The sequence below is a fragment of the Microbacterium sp. LWH7-1.2 genome, assembly GCF_038397755.1.
Classification (GTDB): Bacteria; Actinomycetota; Actinomycetes; order Actinomycetales; family Microbacteriaceae; genus Microbacterium.
In genome coordinates this window covers 299,262-312,809 of the sequence record NZ_CP151637.1, presented here as the reverse complement: position 1 = coordinate 312,809, position 13,548 = coordinate 299,262, and the positions used below count along the sequence as shown (strand labels likewise).

The 13,548-nt window shown below is 72.0% G+C and carries 11 protein-coding genes; 7 read left to right on the top strand and 4 right to left on the bottom strand.

From position 1 onward, the window contains the following. Window position 1 precedes the first annotated feature (1 nt). The gene (locus tag MRBLWH7_RS01450) at window positions 2–3,226 is read right to left on the bottom strand and encodes an ATP-dependent DNA helicase (protein WP_341998473.1); all 3,225 of its coding nucleotides are present in this window, start codon (window positions 3,224–3,226) and stop codon (window positions 2–4) included. Between the two features lie 180 nt (window positions 3,227–3,406). Here MRBLWH7_RS01450 and MRBLWH7_RS01445 point away from each other — a divergent pair, with 180 nt between their 5' ends. Further along, on the top strand, window positions 3,407–3,631 hold the full coding sequence (locus MRBLWH7_RS01445; protein ID WP_018171265.1) for a DUF3107 domain-containing protein: 225 nt from the start codon (window positions 3,407–3,409) through the stop codon (window positions 3,629–3,631). A 16-nt stretch (window positions 3,632–3,647) separates the two neighbouring features. Then, complete coding sequence (locus tag MRBLWH7_RS01440; RefSeq protein ID WP_341998468.1) at window positions 3,648–3,938, top strand: hypothetical protein; 291 nt, start codon at window positions 3,648–3,650, stop codon at window positions 3,936–3,938. A 66-nt stretch (window positions 3,939–4,004) separates the two neighbouring features. On the opposite strand, the gene MRBLWH7_RS01435 is transcribed toward MRBLWH7_RS01440, so the two are convergent. Beyond that, a complete protein-coding gene (locus MRBLWH7_RS01435) occupies window positions 4,005–4,718 on the bottom strand; it encodes a ferritin-like fold-containing protein (protein ID WP_341998466.1) in 714 nt (237 codons plus the stop codon). A gap of 210 nt (window positions 4,719–4,928) precedes the next feature. Here MRBLWH7_RS01435 and MRBLWH7_RS01430 point away from each other — a divergent pair, with 210 nt between their 5' ends. Continuing rightward, on the top strand, window positions 4,929–6,461 hold the full coding sequence (locus tag MRBLWH7_RS01430) for a DEAD/DEAH box helicase (protein WP_341998464.1): 1,533 nt from the start codon (window positions 4,929–4,931) through the stop codon (window positions 6,459–6,461). 108 nt (window positions 6,462–6,569) lie between these two features. Next, on the top strand, window positions 6,570–7,001 hold the full coding sequence (locus MRBLWH7_RS01425) for an SHOCT domain-containing protein (RefSeq protein WP_341998462.1): 432 nt from the start codon (window positions 6,570–6,572) through the stop codon (window positions 6,999–7,001). Between the two features lie 70 nt (window positions 7,002–7,071). Here MRBLWH7_RS01425 and MRBLWH7_RS01420 read toward each other — a convergent pair whose 3' ends face one another. After that, complete coding sequence (locus MRBLWH7_RS01420) at window positions 7,072–7,935, bottom strand: PHP domain-containing protein (protein ID WP_341998461.1); 864 nt, start codon at window positions 7,933–7,935, stop codon at window positions 7,072–7,074. Window positions 7,936–8,018: 83 nt separating this feature from the next. Between MRBLWH7_RS01420 and MRBLWH7_RS01415 the strand changes: the two genes are divergently transcribed. The 3 genes from MRBLWH7_RS01415 to MRBLWH7_RS01405 all read left to right on the top strand — a co-directional run bounded on the left by MRBLWH7_RS01415 (window position 8,019) and on the right by MRBLWH7_RS01405 (window position 12,358). Further along, window positions 8,019–9,041 carry an endonuclease/exonuclease/phosphatase family protein gene (locus MRBLWH7_RS01415; protein WP_341998460.1) on the top strand — a complete coding sequence of 341 codons (1,023 nt, stop codon included), beginning with the start codon at window positions 8,019–8,021 and terminating at the stop codon, window positions 9,039–9,041. 38 nt (window positions 9,042–9,079) lie between these two features. Further along, the gene (locus MRBLWH7_RS01410) at window positions 9,080–10,513 is read left to right on the top strand and encodes an aminopeptidase P family protein (RefSeq protein ID WP_341998458.1); all 1,434 of its coding nucleotides are present in this window, start codon (window positions 9,080–9,082) and stop codon (window positions 10,511–10,513) included. An 84-nt stretch (window positions 10,514–10,597) separates the two neighbouring features. Next, window positions 10,598–12,358, top strand: a complete 1,761-nt coding sequence (locus MRBLWH7_RS01405; protein WP_342001855.1) for a gamma-glutamyltransferase — start codon at window positions 10,598–10,600, stop codon at window positions 12,356–12,358. Window positions 12,359–12,364: 6 nt separating this feature from the next. Here the strand turns inward: MRBLWH7_RS01405 and MRBLWH7_RS01400 are convergent, their stop codons facing one another. Further along, entirely contained in the window at window positions 12,365–13,516 is a 1,152-nt protein-coding gene (locus MRBLWH7_RS01400; protein WP_341998456.1) for a citrate/2-methylcitrate synthase, read from the bottom strand. Window positions 13,517–13,548: the final 32 nt, after the last annotated feature.

The window sequence follows — 13,548 nt, the reverse complement described above, 5'->3', positions numbered from 1 at the left end:
GTCACGAGGCGCTCACCGCGCCCACGGTGTGGATCCGGCAGAGCCCGTAGGAATGCTCGTCGCGGCAGTGCTCCTCGTACGGCGCGGTGAAGCTCACCCCGCGCATGACCGCGACCGCGGTGCGGATGCGGCCGACGAACGCGTCGCGGCGCTCGGCGTCGAACGGCGGCTGCCAGGGTGTGACGTAGTCGGACTTCGTGGCGGTCGGCCGGAGCACCAGGAGCTTCGCGCCTCCGGGTACGAGGCCCTTCGCCTCGGGGATCGCGCCCGATTCGAAGGCGAGCTGGTATGCGGCGAGCTGCGGGTTGTCGAGCACCTTGGCGTCGGTCTGCGGCTCGCGCTTGCCGGTCTTGAGATCCATGATGACGACGGTTCCCTCCGGAGTCAGCTCGACGCGATCGATGTACCCCGACAGGATGACGTGGTGCTCCCCCGCCCCCGCATCGAGGTCGAGCTCGGCGTCGGCCGCGCGCACCCCGCCCGCCGCTGCGCCGTCGTCCAGCGGGATCACGACCTCGAAGTGCGGTTCCGCCCCGATCAGCGTCCCACCGGCGTCGTCGAACCGCCGCAGGTACAGGTGGAGGCGTCGCACCAGATCGCGTGCGCGGGTCTGCTCGGCCCGATCGCGCCACTCCGCCTCGAACGTCAGCTCGCCCCAGCGCGACGCGACCTCCGCCCATAGGGTCGCCTCGTCGTGGCCGGACGCGTGCTCGAGGGCCGCGTGGATGATCGTGCCGAGGCCGGCGGTGGTGCCGCCGGGGTCGCCGCCCAGGTCGGCGATGACCCAGTTGAGCTCGCACTCTTCCAGGGCGTGCAGGCGCGAGGGCGAGACGCGGACGTCCTCTCGCGAGAGATCGCGCAGGGGCCCGGTCGATGTCGGCCCAGCGACGCCGTACCACTCGTGGGGCGAGGCGCCGGGCACCCCGGCATCCGCGAGCAGCGCGAGCTGCTCCGCGGCGCGCGCCGCCGGCGCGGCGAGGGGCGCTGAGACGGGAGTCGAGCGCGGGACCGCCGTGGTGAGGGTGCGCCGATGCCGCGCGACGAGTCCACGGAGGGACACCGGGTGATCGAGCTCGAAGGGCTCGGGGTCGGGCAGCAGCTCGAAGAACACGCTCGGGCCCGTGTCGTCGTCGTCCACGGCGGTGACGATGACCTGCGCCGTCGCGCGCGACAGCGCGCGGGCGAGCAGTCGCAGCTCGTCATGCATCGCCCCGCGGCGGCGGTCGAACGCACCGAGTGTCTCGCCGTCGGCGCGGGTGGCGGCATCCGTGAGACGCCACGTGTCGAGCAGGCTGCCCCGCAGCCGGGTGTTGGGCCAGACACCGTCCTGCACGCCGGCCACGACGACGGTGTCGAACTCGAGCCCGAGGGCACCTGCAGGCGTCATGATGCGCACGCAGTCGCGCGTCGGCGCTTCGAGCCGGTCTTCGGCGACGCCGCTGTCGAGGATGGACCGCACGAACACGCGCGGATCGGCGTCGAGCGACCGCTCGACGAAACGCTTGGCTGCCTGGAAGAGCGCCACGAGCGCGTCGAGATCCCGGTTCGCCTGCTCGGCGAGCGGACCGTTGCCGCGCGCGAGCTCACCCCACGCGCGCTCGAGTCCGCTGCGGTCCCAGGCGGTCCAGAGCAGCTCGTGCGCGGTCGCCCCGCGATCGAGGTCCTCGCGCAGCACAGCGAGCGTGCGCGCCAGCGATGCGGCACGCCGGGCCTCGCGCGTGTCGAGCAGGTCGAACTCGAGCGGCTGACGCATCGCCGAGAGCACGAGGTCGCGACCGGAGCGCTCGGCGCTCTCCGCGCGGCCTCCTCCCTCGGCATCGCTCTCGAAGACACGTCGCAGTTCCGCGTGCCGCAGCGCCGAGCGCAGCCGACGGAGCTCGATCACGTCGAGCCGTCCGTAGGTGCCGACGAGCGCCGCGGAGACCTCGTCGAACGTCCACTCGTCTCGCGAGGCCAGCTCGATGAGCCGCAGCAGATCGGCGACCGGCCGCACGGCGCCGAGCGCGCGTCCCGGCCCGCTCGAACGCGCCGGCACCTCCCGCGCCGACAGCTCGGCCTCGAGCGCGGCGACCTGGCGCGTGTCGTGCGCGATGACGGCGCACGCACGCCACGGCACACCCTCATGCACGTGTCGCTCGCGCAGCACGCGCGCGACAGCGTCGTACTCCTCCGCGGTCGAGCGCAATGTGAGCACCCGGACGGAGTCGTCGGCCTCGGCGTCCGACGCTGCGACGCGATGGGCCACCACGCCGACCGCGCCGATGCGCTGCGTGACGCGGCCGACGAGCTCTCGCTGCCAGGCTGTGCCGCGATGCCCTTCGGCGAGCACGTGCACCGCGCCCAGGGACGCAGCCAGCCGGGCGAAGTTCTCCGGAGTCGCGCCGCGGAAGGAGCCCGACCCGACGTCGGGGTCGCCGAAGGCGAGCACCGCCGCGCCCCGGGACCGCACGGCCTCGAGCAGCTCTACCCCGCCGAGGGTGAGTTCCTGCGCGTCGTCGACCAGGACGACGCGCACGCGGTCGACGGCCGGGGTTCCCGCCGGAGCGGTGCGCAGCAGCCCGACGGCTTCGCGGACCAGCCCCGCGGCATCCCGGTGGGCGCCGCGCATGGCGCCGCGCACCTGGAGGTACTCGCCGAAGAAGGACGACAGCGCCACCCAGGCAGGCAGCTCGTGGCGCTCGCCCAGCTCGCGCAGACGGCGCGGGTCGATGCCGAGCGTCGTGCACTCGGCGAGGAACGTGCGGACCTCGGTGCGGAATCCGGACGTGCCGCGGATGGCCGGACCGAGCCAGTCCGGCCAGCGGACGGCGCCGGCCGCCTCGTCCTCGTCGTCGCCTTCGAGGAGGTCGCGGATGATCTGGTCCTCGTCACCGCCCGTGAGGAGCTGCGGTGGATCGGCGTCCGCGGCGACGGCGTGCGCCCGCACGATCTGGAAGGCGTACGAGGCGACCGACCGGGCGAGCGGCCCCGTCGTCGCCACGCGCACCGCGAGGCCGAGCCGGTCGCGAAGGGCGGTCGCGGTCTGCCGTGACGGTGTCAGCACGAGGACGGAATCGGGTGCGACGCCGCCTTCGATCAGGGCGGCGACACGCGCGACCAGGGTCTCGGTCTTTCCGGCACCCGGTGCGCCCACCACCACACCCGATGCGTCCCACGGCAGTGCCAGCACGGCCTGCTGCGGCGCGTCGGGGCGGTACGCCTCGTGGTCTGGCCTTGCCGAAGTCACCCCTCGACGCTAGCGCGAAGGGGCGACATCGGCCGTTCGCCCAGAGCGTTCCTGCGACGGGCGGCTGCCCCTGCGCGGTGTCGTAGAGTTGCCATGCGTCCGGGGAGCCCTGAGCCCTTCTGCCCAGCAGGAGCCCTCAGCATCCGGCAAGACAATCGCCCCGCGCAGGAGGTCAGTCACGTGGAGATCCGCATCGGCATCGCGAACACCGGCCGCGAGCTCAACTTCGAGACGAACGAGCCCGCTGCCGACGTCAAGAAGTCCATCGCCGCCGCCCTCGACGCCGGCGCCACGCACGTGACGTTCGCCGATGCCAAGGGCAACTCGTACATCGTCCCGACCGCCGGACTGGCCTACGTCGAGCTCGGCTCCGAAGAGTCGCGCCGGGTCGGCTTCGTCGCCTGAGCGGGCGCGCGCACCCATGCAGATCCTCATCGCGTTCATCGTCGGCGCGGTCGTCGGCACCGGCGTCCACTTCCAGCTGCACCAGCGTCTGACGCGCGGTGTCGTCCTGGCGCCGATGATCGGCGCCGTATCGGCGGGTGCGGCGTGGTCGATCCTGACGTGGCTGGGCGTGGGCATCGACACGCCGTGGCCGTGGCTCGCGGCCCTCATCGTCCCCATGGCGGTCACCTACCCGTCGGTCATCCTCCTCTCACGTGCGCGGGTCGCTCGCGACGCGCGCGAGAAGGCGCGCCTCGGCATCGGCTGATCAGGCTCGGACGCACGCACCCCGCTGCCGGCGGCCGGCGCGGGGCCGCAGCATCCGTCCCGCGTGTCAGGCCGCCAGTCCCATGGCGTCCATACGCCGCGAGTGCGCAGCCATGAGCTCGGTGAAGACGGGCTCCACCTTCTCTTCTGCCGCCGAGCCCAGATCGGTCGGCCGCAGCGCGGCACGCGCGATGAGCAGGGTGTCGCCGACCAGGCGGCGCCCCCACAGGGCGAGCAGCGACTTCCACTCGGGGTCGCTCGCGATCGCCTGGGATATCAGCTCGACGATCGCCTGGCGATCGTCGTCGGCCTGCAGGATCCGCGCGACGCGGTCGCCCGTCTCGCCGTAGCTGGCCGACAGAGCGAGATAGAAGTCGTCGAGCATGCCCGCCGTGATGTGCACCGACAGCATCGTCTCCTGCGGGCGCACGCCATGCGTCGCGGCGCGGAAGGCGTCCAGCGGCTCGCGGAACGGGCGCATGATCCCGGTGGGGTCGTCGCCGCGCTCGCGGATCAGCGCGACGAGCGCCTCGTGCTTCGTGAGCGCCGCGCCGGCGGCCCGTGACACGGCTTCCTTCTCGCCGAGCTCGGGGATCGTCTGGATCAGCTCGGTGAGCGTCTCGAAGAAGCCCAGCTGCAGGTAGGCGGCCTGACCGAGGAACGTGTCGATGTCGGGAGCGAGCTCCTCGAAGTCGACGCGATTGCCGCCACCGAGCTCGTCACGCGAGCGCAGCTGCAGCTTCCGCCCCGGGTCGCGACGCTGCCAGAACCACTTGACCATGCAGGAAAGACTACGGGGACGCCGCCGCCGTGCTCGCGCGGGAGACCTCCGGTATCGTGGATGCCGGCCCCGGCGTCGGATCGGGGCGCCCGCGCCTGTGGGAAAGAAGGGCGTGGATCGCTTTTCCGCCCGCGCGGCGGCCTTGCAGAGGCCGGACACGCGCCCGGGCATGAACCCAGGCAGCATCCCACTGCCGGACAGGCACACATCGTGACGACCTTCGCCGAACTCGGCGTCGATCAGGACATCGTCGAGACGCTCTCCGCCAGGGGCATCGTCGACGCGTTCCCCATCCAGGAGCAGACCATCCCCCTCGGCCTCCCGGGCCAGGACATCATCGGCCAGGCCAAGACCGGTACCGGCAAGACCTTCGGCTTCGGCATCCCCGTCGTCCAGCGTCTCGGCGCCGACCCGGCCCCCGGCGTCAAGGCGCTCATCGTCGTTCCCACGCGCGAGCTGTGCGTGCAGGTCTACGAAGACATGGACATGCTGACCTCGGGCCGCTCGACGAGCGTCGTCGCGATCTACGGCGGTAAAGCGTACGAGGGCCAGATCGACCAGCTCAAGGCGGGCGCGCAGATCGTCGTCGGCACGCCGGGCCGGCTGATCGACCTCAACAACCAGCGCCTGCTCGACCTCTCGCACGCGACGGAGGTCGTGCTGGATGAGGCCGACAAGATGCTCGACCTCGGCTTCCTGCCCGACATCGAGAAGATCTTCCAGAAGGTGCCGGCGATCCGCCACACGCAGCTGTTCTCGGCCACCATGCCCGGTCCGATCGTGGCGCTGGCCCGGCGGTTCATGACGAATCCGATCCACATCCGCGCGACGGATCCGGACGAAGGTCTCACCCAGGCGAACATCAAGCACCTCGTCTACCGCGCGCACTCGCTCGACAAGGATGAGGTCATCGCCCGCATCCTGCAGGCGGAGGGCCGTGGGAAGTCCGTCATCTTCACGCGCACCAAGCGTGCCGCGCAGAAGCTCGTCGACGAACTGACCGACCGCGGCTTCAACGCCGGCGCCGTGCACGGCGACATGAGCCAGGAGTCGCGCGAGCGCTCGATGGCCGGCTTCAAGGCGGGCAAGAAGGACGTCCTCATCGCGACCGACGTCGCCGCACGCGGCATCGACGTGGACGACGTCACGCACGTCATCAACCACACCATCCCCGACGACGAGAAGACGTACCTGCACCGTGCAGGCCGCACCGGCCGCGCCGGCAAGACCGGCATCGCGGTCACGTTCGTCGACTGGGAGGACCTGCACAAGTGGGCCCTCATCAACCGCGCCCTCGAGTTCGGCCAGCCCGAGCCCGTCGAGACCTACTCGTCGAGCCCGCACCTGTTCTCCGACCTCGACATCCCCGCGGGCACGAAGGGCCGCATCGTGACGGCTCCGAAGACCCAGGCCGTCCGCGTCCAGCCTGAGCGGGCGGCGGATGCTGCCGCCGAGGTCGAGACGAACGGCGAGGCTCCGAGCCGCCGGCGTCGCCGTCGCCGGTCGGGCTCGACCGAACGGGTCGGCTCCACGTTCCAGACCGCCGAGGCGGTTGCCGGCGGCTCGCAGGAGCACGGCGGCCCTGCGAGCACCGACGGCGACCGCTCCACCGAGGGCGGCGGCACGCACGACGGCGGGGGCAAGGAGCACCACGACGGCAAGCCCGCTCCGCGGCGCCGCCGACGCCGCCGCGGCGGCAGCGGTGGGTCGGCCCCCGCGGGCGGCGCCACCGTCGGCGCCTGAATCCGCAATCGTCCTGTCGCGGCGCCGTCGTACGGCGCCGCGACAGCGCTATCGTGAGCGCATACGGCGCACTGGGCGCCGGTACCTCGCACTCACGAAAGGCACACGATGCGCATCATCGAGGCCGTCACCACCGGCTATGAGTACCAGGGCTTCTGGGGCTCCTTCTGGGACATCATCTGGTGGTTCCTCTGGATCTTCTTCTTCATGGCGTACCTGTTCGCGCTGTTCGCCGTGATCGCCGACCTGTTCCGCGACCACAAGCTCAACGGCTGGTTGAAGGCGGTCTGGATCATCTTCCTGATCTTCGTGCCGTTCCTGACGCTGCTCGTGTACCTCATCGCGCGCGGAAACGGCATGGCCAAGCGCAGCGCGAAGGAGGCCTCGGAGCTGCAGAGCGCGCAGGACGCCTACATCAAGTCCGTCGCGGGTGCCGGTGCGAGCCCCGCCGAGGAGATCGCGAAGGCGAAGGGGCTCCTCGACGCCGGAACGATCACGCAGGCCGAGTACGACGCGCTGAAGGCCAAGGCTTTGAGCTGATCGGCACCGCGCCGATCGTCACGATCCGACCCGCGGCAGCCGCGGGTTGCGCAAGCGCCCTCGTCGGCCCTCACGGGTAGACGGGGGCGCTTCCGTTCGCCATGGCGATGACGCGCGACACCATCTCGTCGGTCGTGGTGTTCTCGCCGGGCTGATTGGGCTTGCCCAGGCCGTGATAGTCGCTGGAGCCGGTCACGACGAGGTCGCGTTCGCGACACAGCTCGCGCAGGGTCGTGAGCGCCGGATCGCGGTTCTCGCGATGACCCAGTTCGAAGCCGGCGAGGCCGGCGTCCAGCATCCGTTCCATCAGACGCATCGGGAGCAGGCCGGCGCGCCCGGCGGGGTGCGCGATCACGGGCACTCCGCCGGCGCCCGCGACGAGGCCCACCGCGGTGACCGGATCCGGCGCGTACAGCGCGACGTAATAGTCTCCGCGGGGGCTCAGGATGCCGGCGAACGCCTCGGCCCGATCGCGGACGAGGCCTCGCGCGACCAGCGCGTCGGCGATGTGCGGCCGGCCCACGGTCGCGCCGTCGGTGGTCTGTTCGAGGATGTCGTCCCACACCAGGTCGTAGTCGCGCCCGATCCGGTCGGCCATCAGACGCGCGCGATCCAGTCTCGAGGAGCGGATGCGCGCGGTCTCGGCACGCAGCGCCGGCTCATCGGGATCGGGCAGGTACGCCAGCACGTGGACGCTGCGCCACTCGTGGCGTGCCGACAGCTCCATGCCCGGGATGAACGTCATGCCGAGGGATGTCGCGGCCTCGGCCGCCTCGGCCCAGCCCGACGTGGTGTCGTGGTCGGTGAGGGCGGCCGTGCGAACCCCGTGCCGGTGGGCGGACGCCATCACCTCGGCGGGAGGCTGCGTGCCGTCGGAGTTCGCCGAGTGCAGGTGCAGGTCGCTCGGCCCTTCGAAACGCTGGGGTCCGGGCATCCTCCGAGCGTAGCGCGGGGCGAAACCTGCCACGCCCGCGTGCGCTGACGGATCTCACAGCCTGCTCGCATAGAGTCGCCGTCGTGCTTCGCCTGCTCGGGATCCTCGTCACCGTGCTGTGCGCGATCGCAGCGACGGTGCTGACGTTCCCGGGTTTCTTCCGAGTCGAGCGCATCTATCCCATCGCCCAGATCGTGTCGTTCCGGGGCATCCTCGCGCTCGTGTTCGCCGCCGCGGCACTGCTGGCGCTCCTCTTCGCGGTCGCCCGGCCGATCCGCGCGTTCGCGCTCTCGCTCGCGATCGTGGCGGGACTTGCGACCGTCGCGAATGTGGCGGTGCTGTCGACCCGTGGCGGCCTGGGCAGCGACCCGCTTCCCGCCAAGACCGACGCGTCCATCCGCGTGATGACATGGAACACCGCCGGCCCGGCGACGCCGCCCGAGACGATCGCGAAGATCGCGGTCGCGATGGACGCCGACATCGTGGCGCTCCCCGAGACGACCATCGAGACCGGCGAGAGCGTCGCCATCGCGATGCGCGACCTCGGCCATCGCATGTGGGCGCACCACGCGTCGGATCCGTCGACGGAATGGGATGCCGGCTCGACGACTCTCCTGATCTCGCCCGAGCTCGGCGACTACGCCGTCATCGAGTCCTCGCTCGACGGCAGCAGCAACACCTCCACCGTGCCGAGCGCCGTCGCGATGCCGGTCTCCGGCGAGGGGCCCACCGTCGTCGCCGTCCACGCGGTCGCGCCCCGCCCGAGCTACATGCGGAACTGGCGCGACGACCTCCAGTGGCTGGCCGATCAGTGCGGCAACGGCAACGTGATCATGGCCGGCGACTTCAACGCGACGGTGGACCACATGGCGGGTCTCGGGCTCGACGGCGCCACGCTCGGCCACTGCACCGATGCCGCAGCCGAGACCGGCAACGGCGCCCTGGGCACCTGGGCGGCCGACATGCCGGCCATCCTCGGCGCCCCGATCGACCACGTGATGGCGACGCGGCAGTGGCGGGCGACGGGCTCTCTCGTGCTTCGCTCGCTCGACGACTCCGGCTCCGATCACCGCCCGCTCATCGTCCAGTACGACCCCGCCGGCTGAACTGTCCGCGCTCCCACGCCCGTGCGAGACTGGGAGGCATGAGCAGCGCAGCCAGCGAGCAGTCCCCCGGTGCCACGAGCACCACCGAGACCTCGACGCCGACCTCGACCAGCACGAACCGCCGTCAGCCGTACGGTCAGGGCTTCCTCGACACGATCTCGACCGGCTGGGCCGAGCGCCCCGAGTCCACTCCGCCGGCGCGCCCGCAGGCGATATTCACGGCCGCTCGCCGCGACGCCGTGTCGGCGGCGTTCCCGGGCAAGCGCCTGGTGATCCCGGCGGGCGAGCTCAAGCAGCGCAGCAACGACACCGACTACCCGTTCCGCGCGCACTCCGCCTTCTCGCACCTGACCGGCTGGGCGTCCGACGCCGAGCCCGGCGCCGTGCTGGTGTTCGAGCCCCGCTCGCCCGGTGGCCACGACATCACGCTCTACTTCCGCGAGCGCGCCGACCGCACGACGAGCGAGTTCTACTCGGATGCCTCGATCGGCGAGTTCTGGATCGGGCCGCGGCCTGCGCTGGCCGGCGTCGCGTCCGACCTCGGCCTCGCGACGGCGCACATCGACGACTTCGAGGCCGGCGACGGGGATGTCGTGCTCGACGAGGACGACGACCTCACACGGTTCGTGTCGGAACTGCGTCTCGTGAAGGACGCGTACGAGATCGGGCAGATGGAGCTCGCCGTCCAGGTGACGGCCTCCGGCTTCGACGACATCGTCGCGAACCTTCCCGCGATCGTGGAACACCCCCGCGGGGAGCGCGTGGTGGAGGGCGTCTTCCACCAGCGTGCGCGCAGCGACGGCAACGCGGTCGGCTACGACACGATCGCGGCATCCGGTCCCCACGCGTGCTACCTGCACTGGACCCGCAACGACGGCGCCGTCGTGCCGGGCGACCTGATCCTCATCGATGCCGGCGTGGAGGTCGACAGCCTCTACACCGCCGACATCACGCGCACCCTCCCGGTGAGCGGCCGCTTCACCGACGTCCAGCGCAAGGTGTACGAGACCGTGCGCGAGGCTGCCGACGCCGCCTTCGCCGTGGCGAAGCCCGGTGTGAGGTTCCGCTCGATCCATGAGGCGGCGATGCAGGTCATCGCGACGCGCGTCGCCGAGTGGGGGCTGCTGCCGGTCACCGCCGAGGAGGCGCTCGATGCCGACAAGGGCGGGCACCACCGCCGCTATATGGTGCACGGTACGAGCCACCACCTGGGGATCGACGTCCACGACTGTGCGCAGGCCCGCCGCGACATGTACTACGACGGCATCCTCGCGGCGGGAATGGTCTTCACGATCGAACCCGGGCTGTACTTCCAGATCGACGACCTCACCGTCCCCGAGGAGTACCGCGGCATCGGCGTGCGCATCGAGGACGACATCCTCATGACCGCCGACGGTCCGGTCAACCTCTCCGCTGCGATCCCCCGCACGGCCGACGAGGTCGAGGCCTGGATCGCCCGCGGCGGCCGCTGAACCTCGCATCGGCCACTGAGCTTGTCGACATACACCGCTCCGTCGTCCTTCACGACGCGCCCGACGCTGACGGGCACGTTCGGCATGGCCGCGTCGACCCACTGGATCGCGACCGCGACCGCGCAGGCCGTGCTCGAGCGCGGGGGCAACGCCTTCGACGCCTCGGTCGCCGCGGCTTTCGTGCTGCACGTCGTCGAGCCCCACCTCAACGGCCCGGGCGGCGATCTCGTCGCGATCTTCCAGGAGACGGATGCTGCGTCCCCGACGGTCCTCATGGGCCAGGGTCCGGCTCCCGCCGGCGCGACGATCGAGCACTACCGGGGCGAGGGCCTCGACCTCACCCCGGGCGCCGGCGGCCTGGCGGCGGCGGTGCCCGGTGCGGTCGACGCATGGCTCCTGCTGCTGCGCGACCACGGCACGTGGGAACTCGCCGACGTGCTCGCCTACGCCATCGGCTATGCGCGTGACGGGCACCCACTCGTGGCCGGCGCGGCCGCCACGATCGCGCGCGTCGCCGACCTGTTCCGGGACGACTGGACGACATCGGCCGACCTGTGGCTTCCCGATGGCGAGATCCCGGTCGCCGGACGGATCGTGCGCAACCCGGCATACGCGGCGGTGCTCGACTCGCTCGTGCACGCGTCGTGCACCGTGCGTGACGACGGACCCGTCGGCCGAGCCGCCCGCATCGACGCCGCACGGCGCGAGTGGAAAACGGGGATCGTCGCGCACGAGGCATCCGCATTCCTGTCGCAGCCGCACCGGCACTCCGGCGGCGGTCTGCACGCGGCGGTGATCACGGCGGACGACTTCGCCGGCTTCGACGCGGGTTACGAGTCCGCCGTCACCCGGGAGTTCCGGGGCCGCACGATCGCGAAGGCTGGCGCGTGGACGCAGGGGCCGGCTCTGCTGCAGACGCTGGGCATGCTCGAGCCGCTCGCCGACGACCTCCTGGATCCCTCGCAGGAGGCCGGCGCGCACACGATCCTCGAGGCGCAGAAGCTGGCATACGCCGACCGTGACGCGTGGTTCGGCGACCACGATGTCGACCTGGACGCGCTGCTGTCCGCCGACTACCTCGATGAGCGGCGGTCGCTCATCTCCGCGCACGCCTCGGCCGAGTTCCGGCCCGGCGCGGTCCCCGGCCGCACACCCTTCCGTCCCCCGCTGCGCACGACCTACGACGCACCCGCCGCGGGCACCGGCGAGCCGACGGTCGCCCACGGCGAAGCTCGCGTGGCGCCGACCGGCGAGACGAAGGGCGACACCTGTCATCTCGACGTCATCGACCGATGGGGCAACATCGTCTCGGCGACCCCGTCGGGCGGCTGGCTGCAGTCCTCCCCGACGATTCCCGCCCTCGGGTTCTGCCTCGGAACGCGCCTGCAGATGACGTGGCTCGAGCCGGGGCATCCGTCCTCCCTCGTCGCGGGCAGGCGCCCGCGCACGACGCTCACGCCCACGCTGGTGCTCCAGGGCGGCGCGCCAGAGTTCGCGATCGGCTCCCCCGGCGGCGACCAGCAGGATCAGTGGCAGCTGCTCGCGCTGCTGCGCATCATCGTCGGCGGCTACGCGCCGCAGCAGGCGATCGACGCGCCCGCGCTGCATACGACCTCGATGCCCGAGTCGTTCTGGCCGCGCACCTGGACCCCCGCCGGCGTCGTCGTCGAGAACCGGCTCGGCGACGGGGTGATCGAGGGGCTCCAGCGCCGCGGTCACCGCGTCACGCGAGCGGGCGATTGGGCACTCGGCCGGGTCTCCGCCGTCGGGCGGGATGCCGCCACCGGCGTCCTGTGGGGCGCGGCGAACCCGCGCGGGATGCAGGGGTACGCCGCCGGGCGGTAGCGGCGCTCACGCTGCCGCCACCCGGACCGCGGGCCCCACGTACCGGGCCGACGGGCGGACGATCTTCGGATCGCGCGCCTGCTCGAGGATGTGCGCCGTCCACCCGATCGTGCGGGCGACCGCGAACGTCGGCGTGAACATCGAGCGCGGGATCCCGCACTGCTCCATCACCAGCGCCGCCCAGAACTCGACGTTCGCGTGCAGCTCGCGCCCCGGCTTCGCTTCGGCCAGCAGCCGCTCCGCGCTCTCCTCGAACCGCAGCGCGAGCTCGACGCGGGGCCCGCCGGTCCGCCGCGCGACGCGCTTCATCAGCTCGGCACGCGGGTCGGCCGTGCGGTACACCGCGTGACCGAACCCCATGAGCCGGCGCCCGGCCGCGAGCTCGCCGCGGATCCACGGCTCGATACCGACCGCTGCGCCCACCGCATCGAGCCCGTCGAGAGCCCGCGACGGCGCCCCGCCGTGCAGGGGTCCGGTCAGCGCCCCGAGGGCGCCGACGAGGCAGGCGGCGGCATCTGCTCCCGTCGAGGCGATGACACGGGCGGTGAACGTGGACGCGTTGAAACCATGGTCCATGACCGCGACGAGGTAGGCGGTCAGAGCGCTCTCGGTCGCCGCGGCGGGCACGACGCCGGTGACCTGGTGCAGGTAGTTCGCGACGACTCCGCGATCATCCAGCACGGGCAGCGCGCCCTCGCCGCGACCGCGCCGCCACAGCGCGCCCACGAGCAGCGGCGTCGCCGCGGCCAGCGCGATCGCGTCGGCGAGACGCTCATCCTCGTCGAGATCATAGAGCGGACGGATGCTGCGCCTCGCGCCGAGCAGCGGCCAGGCGGCCGCGAGCCCGGCGAGCACATCCGGCGTCGCCGACGACACCGCGTCGACGACCACGCCGAGGTCGGCGCTCCGCGCGGTGGTGGCATCGGCGATGCGGGCGGCGAACGCCGGGCGCGAGGCATCCGTCGCCGCCTCTCCGGTGACGAGGAGCTGCCAGGCGTCCTCGAAGCTCGCCGTCTCGGCCAGTTCGATCGCCGATCGATCCCGGTACTGGAAGAAGCCCTCGTCCCCGCGGACGTCGCTCACCGTGGTGTCGGCGACGATCACGCCGGCGAGGCCGCGCGGCGCATCGATCGGGGTCCGGCGTGTCGTGCTGGTCATGTCGGCTCCTTGCTCGGGGATCCAGGACGCGG